A 24,346-nucleotide genomic window follows, 5' to 3' on the forward strand; every position below is an offset into this window, starting at 1 on the left:
AGCGCCCCACGATCACAAAGCACATAGAAGGACCCTTGATGGAAATCGCATTCGCCCCGGTGCGTCCGGACGCCGACACCCTGGTCTTTGCCGTTCCCAAGGGCGGCTTCGATGCGTTGCCGATCTCTGCGGCAGCGACTTTGGCGGCGGGCGCGGCGGCGGCGCGCTTCACTGGTGAGGCAGGCGGCAGCTTTGAAAGTTTTGCCGAAGAAGGCGGCAAGGTGCTGCGTATCGTTCTGGTGGGCACTGGCGGCGGAAGCGAGACCGACTTCGAGCGCGCAGGAGCCGCGTTGACGGCGCGCCTGCTCACAAGCGGCGCGAGCCATGCGGCGGTGGAGTTCTTTGGCGGCGCAAGTGGCGAAAAGGCAGCTCATTTCGCATTGGGCGCCCTGCTGCGGGGCTGGCGGATTGACACCTACCGCACACGGCAGCCGGAAAAGGCGAAGCCGACATTGACGAAATTGTCGATCGTCGCGGACGGCGCGGATGCGGAGTGGCAGCGGCTTTCGGCGGTTGCCGACGGCGTGGCCTTCGCCCGCGAACTCGTGTCCGAGCCCGCCAACATCCTCTATCCGGAAAGCTTCGTCGAACGCTGCCGCCATCTGGAGCAACTGGGCGTCAAGATCAGCGTGCTCGACAAGGCGGCTATGGCGGAGCTTGGTATGGGTGCGCTGCTTGGCGTGGCGCAGGGGTCGGTGCGTGAACCGCGTCTGCTCGCGATGGAGTGGGATGGCACGGAGGGCGCGGGCGGCAAGCCTGTCGTGTTCGTGGGCAAGGGCGTTACGTTCGACACCGGCGGCATTTCATTGAAGCCCGGCGCGGGCATGGAAGACATGAAATGGGATATGGGCGGCGCTGGCGCAGTCGCGGGCGCAATGAAGGCGCTGGCGGGGCGCAAGGCGAAGGCGCGCGTCGTCGGCATCTGCGGCCTTGTGGAAAATATGCCTGACGGCAATGCCCAGCGGCCCGGCGACATCGTCACCTCCATGTCCGGGCAGACGATCGAGGTCATCAACACCGATGCGGAAGGCCGCCTGGTGCTGTGCGACGTCATCACCTGGGCACAGAAGACCTATGCGCCTGAGGTCATCATTGATCTCGCGACGCTGACCGGCGCGATGATCGTCGCGCTTGGCGATCAATATGCGGGGTTGTTCGCCAATGATGAAGGGCTGGCTGAAGATCTGATCGCAGCGGGCAAGGCGGCGGGCGACCAGTTGTGGCGCTTCCCGCTTGGCGACGCCTATAACAAGCTGATCGACAGCCCGATCGCCGACATGAAGAATATGGGCGCGCGCTATGCCGGTTCGATCACGGCGGCTCAATTCATCAAGCGTTTCGTCGATGATGGGGTGAAGTGGGCGCATCTGGACATTGCGGGCATGGTCTGGGCCGACAAGCCGGGTGCCACCTGGGACAAGGGCGCGACCGGCTATGGCGTGCGCCTGATCGACCAGCTGGTGGCGGACAAGTACGAAGGCTGATGCAGGTCGATTTCTACCAGCTCAGCCGCGATCCGGTGGACCGGGTGCTGCCTGCCATAGCGGCACGCGTGCTCGGCCTGGGTGAACGGCTGCTGGTAGTTGCGCAGGATGAAGCGGCGCTGGGCCGGATCTCGGCGGGCCTGTGGAACGGCCCGCCTGAAACCTTTCTGGCCCACGGCCGGGCAGGAGAGGGGGCGGAGGCCGTTCAGCCCATTCTATTAGGTCAGGATTGCAGCGCCGCCAATGGCGCAAGGCATATCGCGATTGCCGACGGGCTATGGCGTGAAGAAGCGTTGGAGTTCGAGCGCACCTTCTACTTCTTCGATTCGCTGACTGTTGAAGGCGCGCGGCAAAGCTGGCGTGCTTTGTCGAAGCGGGAAGGGGTGACGCCTCGCTTCTGGCGGCAGGAGCAGGGGAAATGGGTGCAAGGACCCTAGGCAGGAAGGGCTCGTCGACGCCCCCTTGCGGTGCGGGGCGGCGCGGTCTAAAGGGCGCGCCAATTCCAACCATCCGGAGCTTTTGAGCCTCATGGCCGTAACCCGCACCTTTTCGATCATCAAGCCTGACGCCACGCGCCGCAACCTGACCGGCGCCGTGACCAAGAAGCTGGAAGAAGCGGGCCTGCGCGTCGTCGCATCCAAGCGCATCCGCATGAGCCGCGAGCAGGCCGAGGGCTTCTATGCCGTTCACAAGGAACGCCCTTTCTTCGCCGATCTGGTCGCCTTCATGATTTCCGGCCCGGTCGTCGTCCAGGTTCTGGAAGGCGAGGACGCCGTAAAGCGCAACCGCGACATCATGGGCGCCACCAATCCGGCTAACGCCGACGAAGGCACGATCCGCAAGGAATATGCCGAGTCGATCGAAGCGAACTCTGTCCATGGTTCGGACAGCGAGGAAAATGCCGCGATCGAGATCGCCTATTTCTTCAAGCCGGAAGAAATCGTCGGCTGATCTGCCAGATCATTTATGAAAAAGGGCCGGTAGCGAGTGCTTGCCGGCCCTTTTCTTTTTAGACTGAGCTTGGCGACGGGCGGTCAGTTTGAGAGCGGCGGCGCTTCGAATCGGTCGATCACCCATTCCTCCGCCTGCGCGCCACCGATCCATTCCTGCATCCACGGATGTGCGATAACCGCCTGCATATAGGCTTCGGCGAAGCGCGCGACCGGGAGTTGGTACGTGATAAAGCGCGTGACGACCGGCGCGAACATCACGTCCGCGGCGCTGAATTCGCCGAAGAGGAAATCGCCCGTGCCGCCATAGCGGGCGCGCGCTTGCGCCCACAGCTGCATGATGCGCGCAATATCCTGCGCGACTGCTTCAGAAGGCTGAACGGCCTCATAAATCTGGCGGATGTTCATGCTGTGCTCGCGGCGCAACGCGGCGAAGCTGGAATGCATCTCCGCCGCCATCGACCGGGCCATCGCGCGAGCGGCGGTATCCGTCGGCCAGAATTTGTCTCCGCCCGTTTTCTCGTTCAGATATTCGATGATCGCCATGCTATCCCAGACGACCGTGTCGTCGCCGTCCCACAAAATGGGGACCTTGCCCGAGGAGGGAGCGAATTCGTCGCCCTCGCGCCGTTTTTCCCAAGCTTCGTCGTAAAGCGGAACCACGACTTCCTCGAACGGCAATCCGCTGAGCTTACAGGCGAGCCAGCCGCGCAGGGACCAACTGGAATATGCCTTATTGCCTATGAATAGCTTCATCATCGCCCTTCTTTAGACGGGCGAAGGAAGGGAAGTCGAGAGCTACCGGGCGGCGCATCTGACTCACTTTCTATATATTGGTAGAAAATCCCACGGGCGGGGCTTGGCTGCATCATGGGCGTCGTCGTATGGCGCGACGGCGAGTTGAGTGCGGGAGTAGGGGGATTATGGACTGGCTGCATGGTGTAGCGGGCCTGTTCGTGGGAATCATGGTCGGCATGACTGGCGTCGGCGGAGGATCGCTGATGGCGCCGATCCTCATCCTGCTGTTCGGCGTCGCTCCTGCCACGGCGGTGGGCACCGACCTCTGGTTTGCGGCGATAACCAAATCGGTGGGCGGCGCGATCCATCACCGTCATGGCGGACCGGATGGCGGGCCCGATTATGAAGTAGTGAAGCGCCTTTGTTTCGGCAGCCTTCCCGCCGCGCTCATAACGCTGCTCATCCTTTCCCAGACCCATGTTCAGCAGATCAAGAGCGGTATCGTCACAAACGCGTTGGGCGGGGTGCTGATCGCGACGGCGATAGCGACCCTCCTGCGCGGCCGTTTTCACCGCTGGGCGTTGGCCCGTCGCGTCGGTACGGCGGACCGCTTCATGCGCTGGCAGCCCGCGCTGACCGTCGCCGCGGGCGCGCTGCTGGGCGCGATGGTGACACTGACATCGGTCGGTGCCGGAGCGATCGGCGCGACGTTGCTCCTCGCGCTTTATCCCCTCCGCATGCGGCTGCAGCGATTAGTGGCGACTGACATCGTCCATGCCGTGCCGCTTACCCTGGCAGCGGGGCTGGGCCATTTATGGATCGGCAATGTGAATGGCACGCTGCTCTTCAACCTGCTGATCGGATCGATCCCCGGCATCATCATCGGGTCATTGCTTGCCACGCGCGCGTCGGATCGCGTGCTTCAGCCGCTGCTGGCAATCATCCTGGTCCTGGTGGGCTGGCGACTCATCGCCTGAGCAAAAGCTGAGCGCTTTGGAGGCCCGAGCCGGAATCGAACCGGCGTGCAAGGATTTGCAGTCCTCTGCGTAACCACTCCGCCATCGGGCCTCGGCGTGGGTGGCCGCAAATGTGCGGCTTTTGATCCAAAGTCAAGCGGGCGGGTGACCGCCGAGACCAAGATTATCATCTCCGCGCGCTGAAAGCCGCTTGGCGTGGCTTGTCCCGTGATCTAGAGGTCCCGATAATGTCAGCGCTGTATTGTCATGCCAATACAGTTGTGCCAATCGAGGTAGTATCGTGACCGAGCAGAATTTTTCATCGATGCGGGCCGCAATGGTCGAAAGCCAGCTTCGCACCAGCGATGTCGATGATCAGCGCGTGATTGCCGCAATGGCCCGTGTGCGACGGGAAGACTTCGTGCCTTCGGAACGCCGCGCGATGGCCTATGTTGATCGTTCGATTCCGCTGGCTAACGGGCGCGCCCTCAATCCGCCGCTCGCCACCGGCCGTTTGCTGAAGGAAGCGCAGGTGGAGCAGGGCGACCGCGTCCTTCTGATCGGCGCTGCGACGGGATATAGCGCAGCACTCCTTGCTGCCCTGGGTGCGAAGGTGACAGCGGTAGAGGCTGAAGATGGTCCGCAACTGGCGGCGGAGGGCGCCACCATCGTCCGTGGTCCGCTGGCAGCGGGAGCGCCCGAGGGTGCGCCGTACGACATCCTGTTCATCGACGGGGCGGTGCAGGAAGTGCCCGCTGCGCTGATCGCGCAACTAGCCGATGGCGCGCGCGTCGTTACGGGTCTGGTTGAGCGCGGTGTCACGCGCCTGTGCAGCGGCCGCGTGGTATCCGGTGTCCTGGGTCTTGTCAGCCTGACGGACCTAGAGATGGTAGTTCTGCCCGGTTTTGCTGCGCCGGAGCGATTTGTCTTTTAACCGGCCTGGGGGCGTCATGACCGCAAAGCAGGTGATTCTTCGGTGCTCCGCTGCCACGGGTCTGCTGCTCCTGAATGCTGGCAGTGCACAGGCAGAGACGCTGCAGGGCGCGTTGGCGAAGGCATACCAATATAATCCGACGCTCACCGGGGCGCGGGCGCAGCAGCGCGCGACCGATGAGAATGTGCCGATCCGAAAAGCGGATGGACGGCCTGACCTCGCCACGACCGCCGAATTCCAGGAACTGCTGGTCAAGCCTGCCCAGGCTTTTCTTGCGCCTGACCGATCGCTGGCCGGCACAGCGACCATCAACGTGCCCATCTATCAGGGTGGGGCGGTTCGGAACGGGGTGAAGGCGGCCAAGGTTCGCGTGCAGGCTGGACAAGCCAATCTGCGCGGAACGGAAGCATCGATCTTTTCGCAGGTCGTCGGTGCTTATATGAATGTCATCCGCGACAGCGCCATCGTTTCGCTCAACCTTGCCAATGTAAGCGCGCTCGGCGTCAATCTGCAGGCGACGAGCGATCGGTTCGAGGTGGGCGACCTTACGCGGACAGACGTCGCCCAATCGGAATCGCGGCTGGCATTGGCAAGGGCCGATTTGCAGACGGCGCAAGCTAACCTGATCAACAGCCGCGAAAATTACATAGCGCTGGTGGGTGCTGTTCCGGACAATCTGGAGCCGCCGCCGCCGCTGCCCGGTCTTCCCAATGCACCCGAGACAGCGGTGCAGGTAGCGCTGGCCGACAATCCTGATCTCGCCGCCGCGCGTAAGGCACGCGAAGCGGCCGGATATGACGTGCGGGTGGCGAAGGCGGCTGTGCTTCCGACCCTCTCAGGCTTTGCGCAGGGCAGCTACACGCATTATCTGGGATCGTTGAGCAGTGTCCAAGGGCAGCCTGATGTCTCGCAGGTCAACAAACAGGCAGTAGCGGGCGCGACCTTGCGTCTTCCTCTTTATCAGGGCGGTCGGCCCGGAGCACAGGTGCGACAAAGCCAGGCGCTGCAATCTCAGTCGATCGAGCAAGAGATCGAGGTGGAGCGGAACGTCATCGCGCAGACCCGGTCCGCTTATGCAAGCTGGCAGGCTTCAGTGCAGAGCATCGAGTCCAACCAGAAGGCGGTGGAAGCAGCCAACCTGTCGCTGGAAGGTGTGCGGGCAGAAAATTCGGTGGGCAGCCGGACCATCCTGGACATATTGAATGCCGAACAGGAAGCGCTCAATGCCCGGGTCCAGCTCGTGTCGGCGCGCCGAAACGCCTATGTCGCGGGCTTCAGTTTGCTGGCAGCGATGGGGCATGCGGAAGCGGATGACCTGAACCTGGAAACCGGCGCGCTCTACAACCCCATGGTTAATTATGAGCGGGTCAAGGGTAAGTGGTTCGATTGGGATTTCGACCCCGCGCCCCGTTCCCAAGCGACTAGAACCGTTGACACGCCTGCACAAAATGCCAATGTGCCTGCTGGGTTGGCGCAGCAACCTTAGGTTAACAGGGGCTTTTGATGGGTGACATGAGCAAGGAACCCTCGATGGAGGACATCCTCTCGTCCATCAAGCGCATCATTGCGGAGGAAGGCGAGGAGGCCGCGCAGGCGGTGTCGCGCCGTGGCAAGTCCGACACGTCATCCAAGCAGGCCGCCCAAACTGCCGACCCGGCTGTCGAAGAAGTGCTGGAATTGACTGACGAGCTTGGAGCGGAGGAGCCGATGCCTGCCCACAAGACTGCTGACGCCTCGCGAGTCGAACTGGCGGGGGATGACAATTCCATCCTGTCCGTTGAAAGCGAGGTGGCGGCGCGCCATTCCCTCTCGACCCTGTCGTCCATGTTGGTGACGCCGAAGGACGGAGAAGACAATACGCTGGATGGCCTAGTGCGTTCGATGCTGAAGCCGATGCTGAAGGAATGGCTGGACGCCCGCCTTCCGGCGCTGGTTGAGGAAATGGTGGCGAAGGAAATCGCGCGGATCACGGGCCGCTGAACCGGAAGCACCGCTGTCTCCTCATCGCCGCGTTCGCTCCGGCGCTGGCTGGGGCGATCTGGTAAAAGCGCTGGAATGGTCGGGGAAGGGGCATTAAGGCGCCATCCCATGACCGAACTGCCCAAGACCTTCGACCCCGCTGAAATCGAATCCCGTTGGTACGCCCATTGGGAGCAGAAGGGGCTGTTCCGCCCCGAGCGGCCTACCGCCGAGCCCTTCACCATCGTCAACCCGCCGCCGAACGTGACGGGCAGTCTGCATATCGGCCACGCGCTCGACAATACGTTGCAGGACATCGTCATCCGCTACGAGAGGCTGCGCGGCAAGGATGCACTGTGGGTCGTGGGCACCGATCATGCGGGCATCGCAACCCAGATGGTGGTCGAGCGGCAGATGGAGGCGCGGCAAGACAAGCGCACCAATTACACGCGCGAGCAGTTCATCGAAAAGGTTTGGGAGTGGAAGGCCGAGAGTGGCGGGGCGATCACCCGCCAGCTTCGACGCTTGGGCTGCTCGATGGACTGGGCCAATGAGCGTTTCACCATGGATGAGGGCTTTTCGAAGGCTGTCGTCAAGGTGTTCGTGGAACTGCACAAGCGCGGGCTGCTGTACCGCGACAAGCGGTTGGTAAACTGGGACCCGCGCTTTCGTTCGGCAATCTCCGACCTTGAGGTCGAGACGCAGGAAGTGAAGGGCGGCTTCTGGCATTTCCGCTATCCACTGGCCGACGGCGTGAAGCTCGCCGATGGCGCGGATCATATCGTCGTCGCGACGACGCGGCCTGAGACGATGCTGGCGGATATGGCGGTCGCGGTGCATCCCGAGGACCCGCGCTACAAGGACGTGATCGGCAAGGATATCCTCCAACCGATCACCGGACGCCGCTTCAAGATCGTGGGTGACGAGCACGCCGATCCTGAACTGGGATCAGGCGCGGTCAAGATTACGCCGGGGCATGATTTCAACGACTTTGATGTGGGCAAGCGGGCTGGCTTCCGCGCGGCCGAGATGCTGAACATGTTCGACGCCGACGCCAATGTCGTGCAGACGGCGGATGGCCTGATCCCGGAGCGGTTCCTTGGCCTGCATCGTTTCCGCCGCGATGGGGTGGATGGCGCGCGCGAATTGGTCGTCGCTGAAATGAAGGCGCTGGGCCTGCTGGTTCCGCATGTTTCGAAAAACAAGGAGGGCGAGGAAATCCTTTCCGACGCTGAGCCGCGCACCATCCAGACGCCGTTCGGCGACCGGTCGGGCGTAGTGATCGAACCTTGGCTGACCGACCAATGGTATGTCGATGCCGAAAAGCTGGCGCAGGCGCCCATGCAGGCGGTGCGCGACGGGCGGATCGAGATCGTGCCCAAGACCTGGGAAAAAACCTTCTTCAACTGGATGGAGAATATCCAGCCCTGGTGCGTCTCGCGCCAGCTTTGGTGGGGGCATCAGATTCCGGCATGGTATGATGAGGATGGCAATCCCTATGTCGCCGAGAGCGAGGAGGAGGCGCAGGCCCTCGCCGGCAACAAGGCGCTGACCCGCGATCCCGACGTGCTGGATACATGGTTCTCCTCGGCGCTTTGGCCGTTCGGCACGCTGGGCTGGCCTGAGCAGAGCGAGACGCTGGCCCGCCATTATCCAAACGACCTGCTCATTTCCGGGTTTGACATCCTGTTCTTCTGGGATGCGCGCATGGCAATGCAGGGAATGGAGTTCATGGGCGATGTGCCGTGGCGCAAGCTCTACCTTCACGGACTGGTGCGCGCGGCGGACGGGCAGAAAATGTCCAAGTCCAAGGGCAATGTCGTCGATCCGCTCGGCTTGATCGACAAGTTCGGCGCGGACGCGCTTCGCTTCTTCATGGCAGCCATGGAAAGCCAGGGCCGTGACGTGAAGATGGATGAGAAGCGGGTCGAGGGCTATCGCAACTTCGCGACGAAGCTGTGGAACGCAGCGCGCTTCCTTCAGTCCAATGGCGTCACCGCATCGGCCTCGCATGAGGCGCCCCAGCCGCAAGCGCCTGTCAATCGGTGGATCATCGCCGAAACCGTGGCGACGGTCCAAGCGATCGATACCGCGATGAATGAGCTGCGCTTCGATGCGGCGGCGAACGCCATCTATCACTTCGTATGGGACCAGTTTTGCGACTGGTATATCGAACTCACCAAGGGATCGATGGATTCGGAGACGAAGGCGGTCGCAGGCTGGGCATTCGACCAGATCCTGGTCATGCTGCATCCCTTCATGCCTTTCATCACGGAAGAGCTGTGGAACCTAACAGGCACGCGCGAGACCGAACTGATCGTCGCCAGTTGGCCGCAGGCGCTCTACGCCGTCGATAGCGAGGCGCAGGCGGAGATCGACTGGCTCATCCGCCTGATCAGCGCGATGCGCACCGCGCGCACCGAATTGAACGTACCACCGGGCGCCAAGCTGGCTGTGGTCGTTCACGATGCATCGGATGAGACGCGCCGCCGCATCGACAGGCAGGGCGCTGCGCTGGTCCGGCTGGGGCGCGTCGAAAGCCTTTCCTTCGGCAATGCCGTCACCGGCGGCGCGGCGCAGATCGTCGTGGACGAAGCGACATTCATCCTGCCGCTGGAAGGCGTGATCGACATCGCAGCGGAAAAGTCACGCCTCGCCAAGGCATTGGCCGCAGCAGAAAAGGAACGGGATTCGCTGTCGGGGCGTCTTGCCAATCCGAGCTTCGTGGAAAAGGCGAAGCCCGAAGCCGTGGCGAAAGCGCGGGAGGATCATGCGGAAAAAGCCGCAGAGGCGGAAAGGCTGGCAGCTGCGCTGGATCGCCTCGCCTGATCTGTTACTGATGTGGCGACATCATGGGAGGGGCGGAGAATGGCGGCAGGAAAGCGCGAAGCGAGAGACCTGGTAAACGGACCTATCGCGTCGTCTTTGCTGTTGTTCGCCATACCTACCCTGGCGTCCAATGTGCTCCAGTCGCTGAACGGATCGATCAACGCCATCTGGGTTGGCCGGTTTCTGGGTGCGCAGGCTCTTGCCGCCACGGCCAATGCAAACATCACGATGTTCCTGATGTTTTCCATCGTGTTTGGCTTCGGCATGGCGTCCACGGTGGTGATTGCGCAAGCGGCGGGGCGCGGTGACATGGATGCCGCACGCCGGTCGTTCGGCTCGGCTACTGGTTTCTGCACCATATTGGGCATTGTCGTGGCTGCGGCTGGGTGGGCTTTCTCGCCCGCGATGCTGCGCTTGTTGGGAACGCCGGTAGAAGCGTTCGACATGGCGCTGGTCTATCTGCGCGTGATTTTCATCGCCATGCCGGCAACGCTGATCAGCGTCATGATGATGATGGGGTTAAGGGGGGCTGGCGACGCGCGCACGCCTCTCATCTTCATGTTCGTGAGCGTGATCATCGATCTGGTGCTCAATCCGCTGTTCATTCTGGGATTGGGACCAATTCCGGCGATGGGGATCGGCGGATCGGCTGCGGCGACCGCGGTGGCGGGGATCGTCAGCCTTCTGGGCCTGGTCGTCTATGTCTATGTCAAGGATTTGCCGCTCCGGCTGCGGGGACGGGAGCTTGGTTATCTGGTGCCCGCTCCGGACCAGTTGCGCATCCTGCTGGGCAAGGGACTGCCCATGGGTTTGCAGATGATCGTCATGTCGGCGGTCGGCCTGATGATCATCGGCCTCGTCAATCGCGAAGGTTTTATCGTGACGGCCGCCTATGGCGCGGCGCAGCAGATATGGACCTATTTGCAGATGCCAGCGATGGCGATGGGCGCAGCGGTCAGCGCAATGGCGGCTCAGAACATCGGTGCTAACCGCTGGGACAGGATTGGCCGGATCACGGCTTATGGCCTTGGCTATCTGCTGCTGATTACAGGCGCGATGATCGGCATCATCCTGCTGTTCCATGCACCCTTGCTGTCGCTCTTCCTCGGCGACAATAGGGCGGCCATCGATGCCGCCTGGAACATGCAGCTGCTGGCGACTTGGAGCTTTCTCCTGTTTGGAGCCACCATGATCCTGTTCGGCGTCATGCGGGCCAATGGCGTGGTCGTGAGGCCGCTGATCATTCTCGTCATCACGCTTTTTGGTGTCAGGCTTGGCTTCTATTACTTTGCCTACCCCTATTTGGGCGCCAACGCATTATGGTTGAGCTTCCCGGTAAGTTCAGGATCGTCTTTCCTGATCGCCGGGATCACTTATCTCCTTGGCGGCTGGCGCAAGGCGAAGCTGCTCGTCCCGGTGCATGAGGAAGAATGCCGGGAAAGCGTCAATGCCGAGAGTGAGCCCGCAGGCCGGTTCGCACCTGCCGGTTGACGATCAGCGGCCTTGGCTGCGCCAGCGGGTGATGGTGCGGTCGAGGATGTCGGCTTCCCCGCCAGACTGGCGCCACAGGCTTGTGAAGCTCGGGTCGCCCGACGCAGGGCGCCGTTCTTCTTCCAGATTGTCGAGCGCAACGCGGATCGGCACGGCGACGCCTTCGCCGCATATGATTGCTTCCCGATTGCGCAAGGCCGGGATGGAATCAAGGAAGCCGCGCGCGCCTTCGGGCATTGCGGCCCTTACAAAGGCCTGATCTCGATCATTGTTGAGGCGCATGGAGATGATCGTGCCGCATTGCGACAGCACGCCTTCGGCAAGGTCGGAAGGACGCTGTGTGATGAGGCCTAGCGACACGCCATATTTACGGCCCTCCTTCGCAATGCGTTCCAGGATGCGGCGGACGGCTTGGCCGGTACCCGTTGTCGTGCTGGGGATATAGCGGTGCGCCTCTTCACAGACGAGAAGGATCGGCCGTTGGGCCTCGTCACGCGCCCAGATCGCATAGTCGAACACCAGCCGCGACAGCACCGACACGACCACGGATGTGATGTCGGAAGGCATGGCGGATACGTCGATGATCGAGATGGGTTTTCCGCCGGATGGCAGACGAAAGATCTTCGCCAGAAATTCCTGCATCGTGTCCGCGACGAGCATTCCGGAGAACATGAAGCTGTATCGCGGGTCTGCCTTGATCTCGTCGATCTTGGTTTTGAGCCGCATATAGGGGAGGGCGCCCGTGCCCTTGTCGAGCTTCCCCATCTCGTTCTGCAGAATGTTGGTGAGATCGGACAGAAGATAGGGAATGGGCGAGTCTACCGTCAAGCGGCCAAGGCTTTCCGCCAACCGGTTCTTCTGCCGCGCGGCGAGCAGGCATTTGGCCAGGATGTCGCAATCGACCGTGCGGTCAGACCCCTCGGAGGTGACGAACACCTCGCAATGCTCCTCGAAGTTCATCAGCCAATAGGGCAGCGCAAGATTGCCAACGTCGAAGACCGCGCCATTCTGGGCAAAGGCTGCGCCATATTCGCCGTGCGGATCGACCATCACGATATGGCCTTCGGGCGACAGGTCGCAAATCCTGTGGAGGATGAGGGCGGCGCTTGTCGATTTGCCGGTGCCGGTCGATCCCAGCAGCGCGAAATGCTTGCCCAGCATGGAGTCTACATACAGCGCGGCGCGCGTGTCGGTGGTGGGATAGACCGTGCCGATCTGCACATGTGGCCGGTCATCAGCGGCGTAGATCTGCTGCATGTCGGCGCTCGACACGGCGAATATTTCCGTGCCTGGCGCCGGATAGCGGGTTACGCCACGGCGGAAATGGTGGATCTGCCCGGTGACATCGTCCTCATCCCCTTCTCCAAGGAAGTCGATATCGGCGATGATGAGACCATTGTCCTGCCGGTCGAGCGTCATCGAGCGTACGCTGGCGATCAACCATGCATTGCCTACGCGCATCTTGACCTGACTGCCGACCTGCCCCGCCATCGCCGTGCAAGGATCATGGTCATGCGCCAGCGCTGCCATGGAAGCTGCGTCGATCAGCACCTTGGAACTGGAACCGGCGATCTGGAACACCGCTCCGATAGCAGCAGCAGACGTAGGCTGCGTATGGCCATGCGTGAATTCGGCAGCTCCTGGCATGTGGCTCATACGCCCCCCTGAAATCTGTGCCCGGCGCAAGCGGCCGGAATTTGGTGCGCCGTTTTAGCCATGGAGAGGTAAAGAAATGGCTTATCCGAAAGGCTTGATGAGCGGTCTTTGCTACCCTTCGGCCCCGCTATCGCCACCTTCTGCCGTGAGCGGATGCCTTCCGCTCTGGTCCGAATCGTTGGCTATGCGTATCGGGTTCGCAACTGCCGTATGTTCAGGATTTGCCTTTGACCCAATTGATGACGGCCGACGCGGGGCGTCGATCCGATGCGATTGCCATAGCGCGCGTGATTTGCATCTTGGGTGTGGTCTATGTTCATGCCTGGACCGGCCTGAACGGGCATGATCTGGAGATTGCCCGGGGTACGCCACAGGAAAATCTCCGGTGGCTGCTGATGGAGATATTTGGCCGCAGCGCCGTGCCGTTGCTGGGCGTCATTTCGGGCTGGTTGGTCGGCGGATCATCCCGAACGCAGAACTGGTTTCGCCATGTCCTGCAAAAGTCCCGAACGATCCTGCTACCGATGATCTTGTGGAATGGCCTGGGCATCCTGCTGGTGTCCGGCGCGGCTTGGTCTCTCGGGCTGTCGGCTCCCGTGCCGGTTTCGTTCGACTGGCTGTTCCAGGAACTGTTCATCGTCAGCCGCAATCCCGACATCAATGTGCAGATGCCTTTCCTGCGGGACCTGTTCCTGTGCATGGTTTTCGCGCCGCTGCTGATCCGCCTTCCTAGCCGCTTGCTGATGGGCGTGGCGATGTTGGCTGCGGTTGCTCAGATTGCGGGCTGGGGGCCGCCGATCCTGATGCGCCCGGCAATCCTGTTCTTCTTCGTCATCGGTATGATCGCGCGTCGTGCGGGCCTTGCCGAACGGGTTGCTGCACTAGGTTGGATCGCGGCGGCGACGCCATTTCTCCTCCTCATGACGGTGCAGCTTCATTTCTCCCTGAAACCCGTGCAGGGAGCCGCCATCGGCGTTGCGATGCTCGACCTGGCGGTGCGTGTTGCGGCCGCTACCTGCTTCTGGCGGCTGTCCTGGGCGCTGGCTGCGAGTCCCGTACGTGGCATATTGTTGAGGATCGAGCCGTTCGCCTTCCTCATCTTCTGCTCACATCTCATCCTGATCTGGCTAGGTGGCCCCGTGCTGGGCGCATTGTTCGGAAAGCTTGGATCGCCATTCTATCCGGCTTACCTGTTGATCCAGCCGCTATTGGTGCTGGTGGCCGTGCTGTTGCTGGGATCGCTGCTCAGCCGGGCCTGGCCGGGTCTTGCCAAGCTGTTGAGCGGCGGGCGGTTGCAAGGGGCGCCAGCACTCAGTTGATTGCCTTGGCGGCGGCCATGGCGATCTCCAGGCTGCGTTTGCGTGCTTCAAAATCATGGATTTGGCCGCCAAGGATCAACTCGTCCACGCCGGTACGATCGATGAAGGCGGCGAGATCCTGCTCCACCTTGTCCTGCGTTCCGATCGTCGTGGCGCTGAGGACGTCCGACAACATGGCCTGCGCACCGGGCGGCAGGCTTTCAAAATAGCCGGGCACAGGCGGTTGCAGCTTGCCAGGCTGGCCCGTGCGCAGACGCACGAACGCCTGCTGCATGGACGTGGCGAGCAGCCGCGCCTCTTCCATGCTGTCGGCTGCGAAGACATTATAGCCTGCCATCACATAGGGACGGTCGAGTTGGGCCGAGGGCCTGAAGTCCCGCCGGTAAACAGCGATCGCTTCATCAAGTGCCCCAGGAGCGAAATGAGAAGCGAAGGCGTAGGGCAGGCCCAGCGCGGCAGCGAGTTGAGCGCCATACAGGCTGGAGCCCAGGATCCAGAGCGGCACATTTTCGCCGGCGCCCGGCGTCGCTTGAAAACCAAGCCGTGCGTCGCCCGCGAAATAGGCCTGCAATTCCATCACGTCGCGGGGGAACTCATCCGGACCGCCGGTAAGTGTGCGCCGCATGGCTTGAGCCACCCGCTGGTCGGACCCCGGCGCGCGGCCCAGTCCAAGATCGACGCGGCCGGGGAAAAGGGCCGCAAGCGTGCCGAACTGCTCGGCTATCAGCAAAGGCGCATGGTTGGGCAGCATGATACCGCCGGAGCCTATGCGGATCGTGGATGTCGCCTGTCCGATATAGGCCAGCACAACCGAGGTTGCAGCAGAGGCGATGCCGGGCATGCCATGATGTTCGGCCACCCAATAGCGATGAAAGCCGAGATTTTCGGCGTGTGCGGCAAAAGCGGCTGCGTTGGAGAGAGCCTCGCCAACGCTGCTTCCTTCAATGACGGGGACAAGGTCCAGAACGGAAAAACGGATCATCGCCTGCATATGGGGCGCTGATCAGTTTTATTTCAATACGCGATATGCAGCCGGTCAGGCCATGCGGCCAAAACCTGCCGATGGGCTATCGGCGCGACGGCCGAAGGTGGCGGGGCGACGGGCTACGAGCGGATTGGAGTCGCGATCGAGGATCGACATGGTTTCGGTAAAGCAAGGCCGCAGGGCGACGACGACTTCGATCAATTCGTCAGGTCCTTCGTGGCTCTCGACGCAGCGCCGCGCGACCATTTCGATCCGTTCGGCCATGCCGCTCAGCCGATGGGCGCCGAACTGGGCTGATTCGCCCTTCAGCGTGTGAGCCGGAGTGACAAGAGCGATGGCGTTGCGTTCGCGTATGGCCTGCTCGATGGCGCTGATGGCTTTTTCGCCGTCTTCGCGAAAGTAGCTCAGGATACGGACAAATGCGCTGCCCAGTTCCGCTCTGGACTTGGCCAGATCGGGCTGGTTGACCAGTTCTGCCTCTTGATATGACACGGTGTCACTCCCTGTTTCACCTTCACGATAGAAGGGGTGCGTAAACAGCAGGTTAAGCCGTAGCGTCAGAACCGGGCAAGCTTCAGGAATTGCGCGACAATTGGAACCGGTCCGGAGCGGTTTCGGCAAAGCCCCAGCCATGCTGCCGGGTCAGCGCCTCCAGTTCGCGGGCGGCGTTGGGATCGTCCGCTTCTACCGTCACCAGATCGGCCGACCGCATGGCCCGGGCGGCACGCAGGGCAGGCCAGGGGCATTTCATTCCCCTGGCATTCACATGCACCGGATCATTTGTTGGCATAAGGATTGCGCGCGCTACGCAACGTCAGGCGCACCGGAACGGCGCCGAAGCCCAGCTCCTTCCGGATGCCGTTGACGAGATAGCGCCGGTAGCTTTCCGGCAGTTCGTCCAGACGCGTGCCGAACAGCACGAACGTAGGAGGACGGGTCTTGTTCTGCGTGATGTAGCGCAGCTTGATCCGCTTGCCGCCAGGGGCAGGAGGAGGATTGGCTTCCAGCGCGCGTTCGAACCAGCGGTTGAGAATGCCGGTGGACACACGTTGCGACCAGGCCGTGCGCGTTTCGAAGGCGACGCGGATGAGATCATCCAGGCCTTTTCCGGTCGCGCCGGAGACTGTCATGATAGGAACGCCGCGAATTTGCGCGAGTCCGTCAGAAAGCGCCTGCTTGATGCCCTGATAGAGGGCCGAGCCATTTTCCACCGTGTCCCACTTATTGAGCGCGACGACGAGGGCGCGGCCTTCCTCGAGCACTTTGTCAGCGATGCGCAGGTCCTGCGCCTCAAGCCCCCGCGTGGAATCGAGCAGAAGCACGACGACTTCGGCGAAGTTCACAGCGTTCAGACCGTCCGAAACAGCGAGCTTTTCAAGCTTGTCCTGCACCTTGGCGCGCTTGCGCATACCTGCGGTGTCAATCAGGCGGACAGGGCGCGGGTCGGCATCCTCATCGCGAGGATCGGTCCAGGCCCAGTCGACCGCGATGCTGTCTCGGGTGATGCCTGCTTCAGGACCGGTCAGCAGACGATTTTCACCTAGCAAGCGGTTGATGAGGGTCGATTTGCCCGCGTTGGGGCGGCCCACGATGGCGAGCTTGAGGGGGGCGGCCTCAAGGTCTGCCTCGCTCGGTTCGGCCTCCTCTTCATCTTCCTCTTCCTCGCGGTCGATATAGGGGAGGAGCGCCTGGAAGAGGTCGGCCATGCCCTGGCCATGTTCGGCCGACAGCGGGACAGGCTCGCCAAGGCCCAGGCTGAAGGCTTCCATGACGCCGTCGGCACCCGTTCTGCCTTCCGCCTTGTTGGCGACCAGCACGACAGGCGCGTCACCTTCGCGCAGCCAGCGAGCGATTTCCTCATCGAGCGGGGTCACGCCTGCGCGTGCATCCATGAGGAACAGCGCGACGTCGGCGCTTTCAACGGCAGCCTGCGTCTGCATGCGCATGCGGCCGGGCAGGGTCTGGGGATCTTCATCCTCATAGCCTGCCGTGTCGATGATGGTGAAATCGACACCGAGCAGATTTGCCTGCCCTTCACGCCGGTCGCGCGTGACGCCGGGCTGGTCATCGACCAGCGCCAGCTTCTTGCCGACGAGCCGGTTGAAAAGGGTGGACTTGCCCACATTGGGCCGCCCGACAATGGCAACTGTGGGCAGCATGATGAGGGCCCGTTTCCTTTCTATGGCGCCGCCTTAGCGCAGCGCCGTCAGCTTGCCGTCGTCAGCAAGAATATAGAGCATGTTGTTCGCGACAACGGGGGAAAGCGACATGGACCTGTCCATGTCCACCTCAGACTGGATCGCTCCGGTCGCCGGATCGACATAGTTGAGATCGCCATGCGTGGATACAAGGATCAGGCGTCCTCCCGCGAGTACCGGCCCGGTCCAGCGGATGGCGTTCGCCTTCTTCTTTTCCTTTTCCCACCGGCGAAGCTGGCTGATCCAGCGAATCTTGCCGGTGGCGCGGGCGACGCAGAGCAGCTTGGCGTCGCTGGTCACGACGAACACCCATTCGCCCGCCACCCAGGGCGTCGAGATGCCGGCGATGTTGATTTCCCAAAGGCGCTGGCCGCTCACCAGTTCGTAGGAGGCCATGCGGCCGCCCTGTCCGATGGCAAACACGCGGCCGCGGTCGACAACAGGATTGGCGTCGATGTCGGTGAGCGACGCAACGGCGGTCGAAATGCTGGTGCGCGACAGGGCGTCGCCCCAGAGGGTGCGGCCATTTTCATAGCGATAGGCAGTGAGTTCGCCCGAGCTATAGCCTGCGATCACCGTCCCCTGCGCGGCGGCGGGCGCCGCAACGCCGAACACGCCCGTGACCTGCAATGTGCCGCTGTCGGTCCACTGCACTTCGCCATCGCTCTGGTTCAGTGCGAAGATCTGGTTGTCCTGGCCCATGACATAGACATGGCCATTGGCGAGCGTGGGCGCCCCCCGCAGCGGGCCGCCAGGACGTTTCTTCCACAAGATGGAGCCGTTCGCCGCATTAAGTGCGGCCACGTCGCCGACGCCCGTGCTTGCGTAAATCTTGTCATCGACGATGCTGACGCCGCCACCGAACAGGGCCCGGCCGCTACCTTCGGCGGGAAGGGCGGTCTGCCAGAGTTTGGCGCCACTTGCGGCATCGAACGCGATGACACGCGCGCCCGCGTCGATGACGTAGAGCTTGCCGTTGGCGATGACGGGCGAGGAGGCGAGGCGCGCGCGCGGCGTGCTTCCTTCTATCGAGCTGGTCCAGGCGGTAGCCGGGGACGCGCTCAGAGCAAGATGGCCCATCGCCTTGGAAGGGCCGCCGCCCGGCTGGGACCATTGATCATTGGCATAGGCGTCCGGGAGCGTGACGGGCACATCGGCCAGCGTCGGATCGACCTCCACCCCTTGCTCATTGGTCAGGATCGACAGGCGGTTGCCGACCACGGGGGTCTTGGGGCCGCCCTTCTTGCCACCCACTATGCCACAGCCCGCCAACAGCGCGACCATCGCGGCAGCGGTCACGGCCCGGCGGGTGACTGCGAATTTCGTCATGCTGTGCATCCCCATGCGCTTATCTTCATCCCTGTCCCGGTGCGGCTGGCGTTTCGACCGCGTCTATCCCCAATAAGCCCGCCATCTGTCGCGCACGTGAACGGATCGACTGCGGCACCGTCGGATCCTTCGCCATCGCGGCGAACATCGGTCCGGCGAGTTCGGGCTTTCGCATCTTCATATAGGCGATCGCGACCAGTTCACCGGCGCTGCCGAACCAGGGAGCGCCCTCCACGGCCAGCGGCTTGAGCCGATCGACAATGTGTTGCGGCTGAAGCGCTTCGAATTCTAATACGGTCTGGCGGATGAGCGCCAGGTCACGATAGGGCTGATCGAGCGAGCTGTCCGCTGCCATCGCCTTGTAGGCGGCGATTGCACCCTTGTCGTCGCCCTTGCGCGCGGCAACGCCAGCTTTCACCAGCAGGGCCGATGCGCGGAAGCCGGGTTGGCTAGCATTGGTCAGCGCGTCGAGCTGCTTGGCATCAGGCGTTCCACCACCTGCGGCGGCCGCGAGCACCTTGTCCATTTCCTCCGACACGGCCTGGGACTGGGTAGTGCTGTGGTGCTGCCAGTAGAGCCAGGCCGCAAAGGCCAGGAGGCCGATCACGACAGCCGCCAGAATCCAGCGGCCGAAACGCTGCCAGAAGGTCAACAGCTGGTCCTGGCGAACGGCCTCATCGACTTCGCGCATGAAGGCTTCGCTGTTTTGCGGCGTCAGGGCCACTTGGGTCTCCAGATATGCGTCAGAAAAAGCTGGCGGAAGGCGCGATCAATAGCGGCGGCGGCGCTTAGCGCAAATCACTTTTTGGGCCGGTACACCTGATCTGCCGTGGGGAAGCTGCGATCGCGCACTTCGGCGGCATAGCGTTCGGCTGCATTGCTGATGGTTTCGGCAATGTTTTCGTATCGTTTCACGAAGCGGGGCACGCGTTCGAACATGCCGAGCATATCCTCGGCAACCAGCACCTGACCATCGCAATGCGCCGATGCGCCGATGCCGATGACGGGTATGTCTAGGCTGTCGGTGATGGCGACAGCCAGGTCCTCTAGGACGCCTTCGAGCACTACCGCGAATGCTCCGGCGCTCGCGACGGCGCGGGCGTCGTCCATGATCTTGGCATGTTCTTCCTGGCTCTTGCCGCGCGCGCCATAGCCGCCGAGCGCGTTGACGGCCTGAGGCGTGAGGCCGACATGCGCCATGACGGGGATGCCGCGCTGGGTGAGGAAGGCGATGGTGTCGGCCATGGCCTGCCCCCCTTCCAGCTTGACGGCTGCACAGCCGGTTTCGGCCATGACGCGGCTGGCGCTGGCGAAGGCCTGGGCGGGGGAGGCTTCGTAGCTGCCGAAGGGCATGTCGACGAGGACGAGGCTGTGATAGCTGCCCCGGACCACGGCGGCGCCATGGGCGATCATCATGTCGAGGGTGACGGGAAGGGTGGAGGGCAGGCCGTAAATCACCTGGCCGAGTGAGTCGCCGACCAGCAGCATGTCGCAATGGGGATCGAGCAGCTGCGCCTGCCGGGCGGTGTAGGCGGTCAGCATGACCAGCGGCTCGTCCGTCTTGCCCTCCACTTTCCGGCGCTGAATGGCTGGAACGGTCAGGCGCTTCATCGGCGCGGGCGTCGGATTGGCGCGGCTGGTGGAGGTGTCGAGCGTGAAGGTGGTGGACATGAGGCCGCTCTACTCCAGCGGGGCCGGGGGCGCAAATCGGGCGGCGGTCCGGTTTGCCCGGATTGGAATTCAATAAGGAAATAGCGAAATAAAAAAGAACGGGAGCGGCAGGCCTGTGCCGCTCCCGCAGGGGGTGAATTCGTTACGATATCAGAACGAGAATTTGAGTGTTCCGCCCCAAGTGCGCGGGTCGCCGACCTGGCCCGCGATCAGGCCGGTGTTGCCGGGCGCAACCTGGAGATTTTCGATGTAGTTCACGTCGAAGGCGTTGCGGACCCAGCCGAAGATGTCGAAACCTTCGCCACGGAAACCGGCGCGGAAGTTGGTGAGGGCATAGCCCTTCACTTCCGTATAGCGCGACGGCGACGCGTTGGAGTTCCAGTGCGAGCGATAGTTGCCGTCGACGCCCAGATAGACCTGGCCTTCCTTCGCCAGCAGCGTGACCGGGATGTTATATTCCGCGCCGTAGGAGAAGGCCCATTTGGACACGCCGGGCAGGTCCTGGCCGGATATGTCGCACTGGCGGGGGCTGGGAGCGCCCGGAACGCCCGGCTGGGAATAGTCGGCCGGGACGCCGGAAGGCTGCGAGGGGCCTCCGGACAGTTCAGGCGGGCAGGGCGCGTTGGTGAACTTCTTGTACTTGGCGTCGGTATAGGCCGCGTTCGCATAAGCGGTGAAGCGGTCGCTTGCGACCACCTTGAAGTCCGCTTCGATGCCCTGCGACCGGACCTTTTCAGCGTTGGCAAGATAGCCACGCACAGTGCCGAACTGGCCGCCGTTCACCGTCGCCTGGAAGTCCTTGATGGTGGTGCGGAAGGCCGAAATATTGAAGGTCGCGCGGCGATCCCAAAGCTGAGTCTTCAGGCCGACTTCGAAATGATGGACAGATTCCGGCTTCACCGTCGCGGCATCGTAATTGACCGTATTGTCGATGTTGAGTGGCAAGCCGTTCTGGTTGATGCCGAGCGTCTTGAAGCTCTTGGCGTAGGTCGCATAGGCCAGAATGTCGCGCGCGACCTTATAGTTGACGTTGAAGTCATAGGTGAAGTTCCACGCGCTGTCGGACGGCGCGCTGACCTGCGGCTGGTAGACGCCGCATTGCTGCGACGTGCCCGCGATCGTGCCGGGCGCAGGAGTGGGCGTGCAGCTGATCGCCTGGCCCTGTGCGTTGGTCACGACACGCTGATAGAAGCCGGACTTCTTGTCATAGTTGAGGCGAAGGCCAGGCTGCAGCGTCAGCGCATCGGTGACTTTCCAGCTGAGCTGACCGAACAGGGCGGCGCTCTCAGCCTTCAGATACTGGGTATTGCTGGCGGTCAGGCCTGCGAGTGTCGCGGGGATGTTGGCGGGGTTCAGCGGATTGGTCGAGGGCGCAAGGCTCCATTGGGCAGCGTTGACGCCCTGCTGTTCGGTGCCCTGGGTGTCGATCCGCTGCTTGAAGCCGAACAGGCCGACCACGAAGTCGATCTTCTGGCTTTCGTAATTATAGCGGAATTCCTGGCTATACTGATCCTGCTGCGAAGGATTTTGCGAGCGCGACACGATCGACAGACCAGTGAAATCGCGATCATTTTCCGGTTTCCAGTCCCAGAAGCGCCAAGCGGTGACGGATGTCAGCGTGCCTGGGCCGATGTCCCATTTGATGCGCGCCGACACGCCCCCGATCTTGTTGCCCGCGTTCAGGTTGCTATCGAGATCAGTCAACCGGTCATAGGGATTGCGGCTTGGCACGACATAGCCCTGCGCTGCCGCAAGCGCGTCATATTGACGGTTGAGCGGCCGCTGCGTGCGGCCTACGCGGACGAAGGTGGTGCCGCAGCATTCCGGGTCCTGCCTGCTGTAGTCACCTGACAGCGTGATATCGAGATCGTCATTGGGCCGGAACAGCAACTGGCCGCGAATGCCGAGATTGTCCTGTTCATTGATCCAGCGCTGCGACGTGACGTTGTAGAGCGTGCCACGGCGGCTGGTCGCGGCCACGGCAAGGCGCGCGGCGACGGTGTCGGACAGCGGGCCGGAGATCGCGGCCTTTGCCTGGCGATAGTTCAGGTTGCCGACACTCAGTTCCGCGCGGCCTTCGAAGTCGAAGGTCGGCTGGTTGGTCGTGATGTTGATCGCTCCCGCCGTCGTGTTCTTGCCGTAGAGCGTGCCCTGGGGGCCGCGCAGCACTTCGACCTGGTTCACGTCCAGGAAGTCGAAGGTGGCGGCAGCGACGCGCGAATTGTAAACGTCATCGACATAGATGCCGACGCCCTGTTCGAACCCGTCGCTGGTGAGGCCGAACGGCACGCCAAGGCCACGGATATTGACCGAGGTGTTGCGGGGATTGGTGGTGTAGACCTGCAATGTCGGCGCAAGCTGCTGGAGCTTCACGACGTTGAAGTTGCCGGTCGCTTCGATGCTGTCGCCGCGAATGACGGAGATTGCCAGCGGCACTTCCTGCGCCGTTTCAGCACGGCGGCGGGCGGTAACGATGATCACGTCGCCGCGCGGATTGGCTGCCTGATCGACCTGTGCAGCCTGATCGGCGGCGGGTGCAGGCGCTTCCTCAGCATGGACGCTGGACGCAAAGATGGATGCGCTCGCCACGCCGGCGAGCAACAGAGAACGCGCAATCATAGTAATTCCCCTTCCGGAGGTCCGGTGAATGTTGATCGCGGCATTTCCGGTGGGCCGGTCAACGCCGATGGTCTGGGAATGGTATTGGACAGTCAGCGGCCCACCCCCTGCCGCCTGTTATTAACCGCCTGTCCGGCGGCTTGGCCTTGCGACCCTATTGCCCCCGATCTTAGTCAAGCGGTAAGGCGAGTCTTTTCCGTCACATCGATCTGGACGACGCGCGCGTCATGCACGGTCAAGGTGATCGACCCGAAGCGTAATGCTTCCAGCACGCCACGAACCTTGTCGATGCTGACGGCTATGTCCGCCCTTTGGCCGTCTGCGCGGCCATTGCGGGCAAATTCAACTGTTCGGCTGTCACTCATAAGCACCTCTTGGCCCCGCTTTTATCTCAACTAATTCAATAGACAAAAAAGCAAATATATAGGGCGCCCAAGTTTGACTTGTAGCGCCCGTCCTTTTTTCAGCCGATCATCCGCATTGCTGCCAGCTTCCTTTCCTTATGAGCCATGGGGATGGCGGGCCGCATCTGGCGCATCACAGAGGCCTGTTCATGCGCATTGTCGATCAGCTGTTCCAACAGGGATTGGCCAAATTCCCAATTGCCAAGATCGGAGTCAGCATTGATGTGGCCGCTGAAGCCCGCATCGACGAAGGTGCTGCCCCAATTCTTCGCGATGCTGTGCGCCCGTTCGAAGAAAATATAAGGATCGTTGCGGCTGGCGACGACCAGCGAAGGGAAGGGCAATTGAGCGCGGGGAGTGGGGCCAAAGCCGCCGATCGTCTCCGGCGTTTCCATTCTGTCGCAATCGGGAGGGGCGACCAGCAAAGCGCCGGTCACTGGCCAGCCATAGGCCTGGCTCTGCAGGGCACCCCACCAAGCGACCGCAAGGCAGCCAAGGCTGTGCGCGGCCAGGATGATCGGCCCGTCAGCTTCCCGAATCGCGGCGTCCAGGCGCGTGACCCACGCATTGCGATTGGGACTGGCCCAACTGCCCAGGTCGACGCGCTGGCAATCTCCTCTGACCTCTTCCCAAAGCGTCTGCCAGTGGCCGGGGCCGCTGTTGTTCAGACCGGGAATGGTCAGCACGACCGGATTGCGCGTGTCGCCCAGATGTCCGAATCGGTCCATTGTCTGATCCTCGTCCAATTACAGGTTGAACATAATTCTATTCTTTAAGTAGACAATGCTTGAGCGACCAATTGTGTCCAAATTTGGGCGATCGGA

Annotated in this window: 22 protein-coding genes and 1 tRNA gene; 10 read left to right on the forward strand and 13 right to left on the reverse strand. The window is 62.3% G+C overall.

The window, feature by feature from the left end; all coding sequences use genetic code 11:
* Positions 1-38: 38 nt before the first annotated feature.
* From MU848_RS05420 to ndk, 3 genes are all read left to right on the forward strand, one after another.
* Entirely contained in the window at positions 39-1,484 is a 1,446-nt protein-coding gene (locus MU848_RS05420) for a leucyl aminopeptidase (RefSeq protein WP_247230712.1), read from the forward strand.
* Positions 1,484-1,921, forward strand: coding sequence for a DNA polymerase III subunit chi (locus MU848_RS05425; protein WP_247230714.1), 438 nt, complete (start codon positions 1,484-1,486; stop codon positions 1,919-1,921). Before MU848_RS05420 ends, MU848_RS05425 begins: the two co-directional genes overlap by 1 nt.
* A gap of 91 nt (positions 1,922-2,012) precedes the next feature.
* Entirely contained in the window at positions 2,013-2,435 is a 423-nt protein-coding gene (gene ndk / locus MU848_RS05430) for a nucleoside-diphosphate kinase (RefSeq protein WP_037461517.1), read from the forward strand.
* 83 nt (positions 2,436-2,518) lie between these two features.
* Here the strand turns inward: ndk and MU848_RS05435 are convergent, their stop codons facing one another.
* Entirely contained in the window at positions 2,519-3,193 is a 675-nt protein-coding gene (locus MU848_RS05435; protein ID WP_247230716.1) for a glutathione S-transferase family protein, read from the reverse strand.
* 164 nt (positions 3,194-3,357) lie between these two features.
* On the opposite strand from MU848_RS05435, the gene MU848_RS05440 reads away from it, so the two are divergent.
* On the forward strand, positions 3,358-4,149 hold the full coding sequence (locus MU848_RS05440; RefSeq protein ID WP_247230718.1) for a sulfite exporter TauE/SafE family protein: 792 nt from the start codon (positions 3,358-3,360) through the stop codon (positions 4,147-4,149).
* Between the two features lie 17 nt (positions 4,150-4,166).
* On the opposite strand, the gene MU848_RS05445 is transcribed toward MU848_RS05440, so the two are convergent.
* Positions 4,167-4,240, reverse strand: a tRNA-Cys gene (locus MU848_RS05445).
* Between the two features lie 189 nt (positions 4,241-4,429).
* On the opposite strand from MU848_RS05445, the gene MU848_RS05450 reads away from it, so the two are divergent.
* The 5 genes from MU848_RS05450 to MU848_RS05470 all read left to right on the forward strand — a co-directional run bounded on the left by MU848_RS05450 (position 4,430) and on the right by MU848_RS05470 (position 11,341).
* The gene (locus MU848_RS05450) at positions 4,430-5,062 is read left to right on the forward strand and encodes a protein-L-isoaspartate O-methyltransferase family protein (RefSeq protein WP_247230719.1); all 633 of its coding nucleotides are present in this window, start codon (positions 4,430-4,432) and stop codon (positions 5,060-5,062) included.
* 16 nt (positions 5,063-5,078) lie between these two features.
* Positions 5,079-6,548: a TolC family outer membrane protein gene (locus MU848_RS05455; protein ID WP_201514660.1), complete on the forward strand. Its 1,470-nt coding sequence runs from the start codon at positions 5,079-5,081 to the stop codon at positions 6,546-6,548.
* Between the two features lie 17 nt (positions 6,549-6,565).
* Positions 6,566-7,042 carry a DUF2497 domain-containing protein gene (locus MU848_RS05460; protein WP_247230721.1) on the forward strand — a complete coding sequence of 159 codons (477 nt, stop codon included), beginning with the start codon at positions 6,566-6,568 and terminating at the stop codon, positions 7,040-7,042.
* A gap of 108 nt (positions 7,043-7,150) precedes the next feature.
* Positions 7,151-9,850, forward strand: coding sequence for a valine--tRNA ligase (locus MU848_RS05465; RefSeq protein WP_247230723.1), 2,700 nt, complete (start codon positions 7,151-7,153; stop codon positions 9,848-9,850).
* Between the two features lie 39 nt (positions 9,851-9,889).
* Positions 9,890-11,341, forward strand: coding sequence for an MATE family efflux transporter (locus MU848_RS05470; RefSeq protein ID WP_247230725.1), 1,452 nt, complete (start codon positions 9,890-9,892; stop codon positions 11,339-11,341).
* Between the two features lie 3 nt (positions 11,342-11,344).
* On the opposite strand, the gene MU848_RS05475 is transcribed toward MU848_RS05470, so the two are convergent.
* Positions 11,345-12,997 (reverse strand): ATP-binding protein, encoded by a 1,653-nt coding sequence (locus MU848_RS05475; protein WP_380800320.1) that lies wholly within the window; start codon positions 12,995-12,997, stop codon positions 11,345-11,347.
* 239 nt (positions 12,998-13,236) lie between these two features.
* Here MU848_RS05475 and MU848_RS05480 point away from each other — a divergent pair, with 239 nt between their 5' ends.
* Positions 13,237-14,316, forward strand: a complete 1,080-nt coding sequence (locus MU848_RS05480) for an acyltransferase family protein (protein WP_247230727.1) — start codon at positions 13,237-13,239, stop codon at positions 14,314-14,316.
* Here the strand turns inward: MU848_RS05480 and MU848_RS05485 are convergent.
* From MU848_RS05485 to MU848_RS05530, 10 genes are all read right to left on the reverse strand, one after another.
* A complete protein-coding gene (locus tag MU848_RS05485; protein WP_247230728.1) occupies positions 14,309-15,298 on the reverse strand; it encodes an LLM class flavin-dependent oxidoreductase in 990 nt (329 codons plus the stop codon). The genes MU848_RS05480 and MU848_RS05485 overlap by 8 nt on opposite strands.
* Before the next feature lie 54 nt (positions 15,299-15,352).
* Positions 15,353-15,793, reverse strand: a complete 441-nt coding sequence (locus tag MU848_RS05490) for an Hpt domain-containing protein (RefSeq protein WP_201514655.1) — start codon at positions 15,791-15,793, stop codon at positions 15,353-15,355.
* Positions 15,794-15,875: 82 nt separating this feature from the next.
* The gene (locus tag MU848_RS05495; protein ID WP_097092022.1) at positions 15,876-16,091 is read right to left on the reverse strand and encodes a sulfurtransferase TusA family protein; all 216 of its coding nucleotides are present in this window, start codon (positions 16,089-16,091) and stop codon (positions 15,876-15,878) included.
* Entirely contained in the window at positions 16,078-17,460 is a 1,383-nt protein-coding gene (der, locus tag MU848_RS05500) for a ribosome biogenesis GTPase Der (RefSeq protein ID WP_247230730.1), read from the reverse strand. The genes MU848_RS05495 and der overlap by 14 nt, the downstream gene beginning before the upstream one ends.
* A 33-nt stretch (positions 17,461-17,493) precedes the next feature.
* Entirely contained in the window at positions 17,494-18,843 is a 1,350-nt protein-coding gene (locus MU848_RS05505) for a PQQ-like beta-propeller repeat protein (protein WP_380800325.1), read from the reverse strand.
* A gap of 10 nt (positions 18,844-18,853) precedes the next feature.
* Positions 18,854-19,552: a tetratricopeptide repeat protein gene (locus tag MU848_RS05510; RefSeq protein ID WP_247230732.1), complete on the reverse strand. Its 699-nt coding sequence runs from the start codon at positions 19,550-19,552 to the stop codon at positions 18,854-18,856.
* A 74-nt stretch (positions 19,553-19,626) separates the two neighbouring features.
* Positions 19,627-20,499: a 3-methyl-2-oxobutanoate hydroxymethyltransferase gene (panB, locus tag MU848_RS05515; RefSeq protein WP_247230734.1), complete on the reverse strand. Its 873-nt coding sequence runs from the start codon at positions 20,497-20,499 to the stop codon at positions 19,627-19,629.
* Positions 20,500-20,649: 150 nt separating this feature from the next.
* Entirely contained in the window at positions 20,650-23,118 is a 2,469-nt protein-coding gene (locus tag MU848_RS05520) for a TonB-dependent receptor (RefSeq protein WP_247230736.1), read from the reverse strand.
* 173 nt (positions 23,119-23,291) lie between these two features.
* A complete protein-coding gene (locus tag MU848_RS05525; RefSeq protein WP_097092016.1) occupies positions 23,292-23,483 on the reverse strand; it encodes a YezD family protein in 192 nt (63 codons plus the stop codon).
* A gap of 98 nt (positions 23,484-23,581) precedes the next feature.
* Positions 23,582-24,250 carry an RBBP9/YdeN family alpha/beta hydrolase gene (locus MU848_RS05530; protein ID WP_201514649.1) on the reverse strand — a complete coding sequence of 223 codons (669 nt, stop codon included), beginning with the start codon at positions 24,248-24,250 and terminating at the stop codon, positions 23,582-23,584.
* Positions 24,251-24,346: the final 96 nt, after the last annotated feature.

Source organism: Sphingobium agri, assembly GCF_023051225.1.
In the GTDB taxonomy this organism is placed as follows: domain Bacteria; phylum Pseudomonadota; class Alphaproteobacteria; order Sphingomonadales; family Sphingomonadaceae; genus Sphingobium; species Sphingobium agri.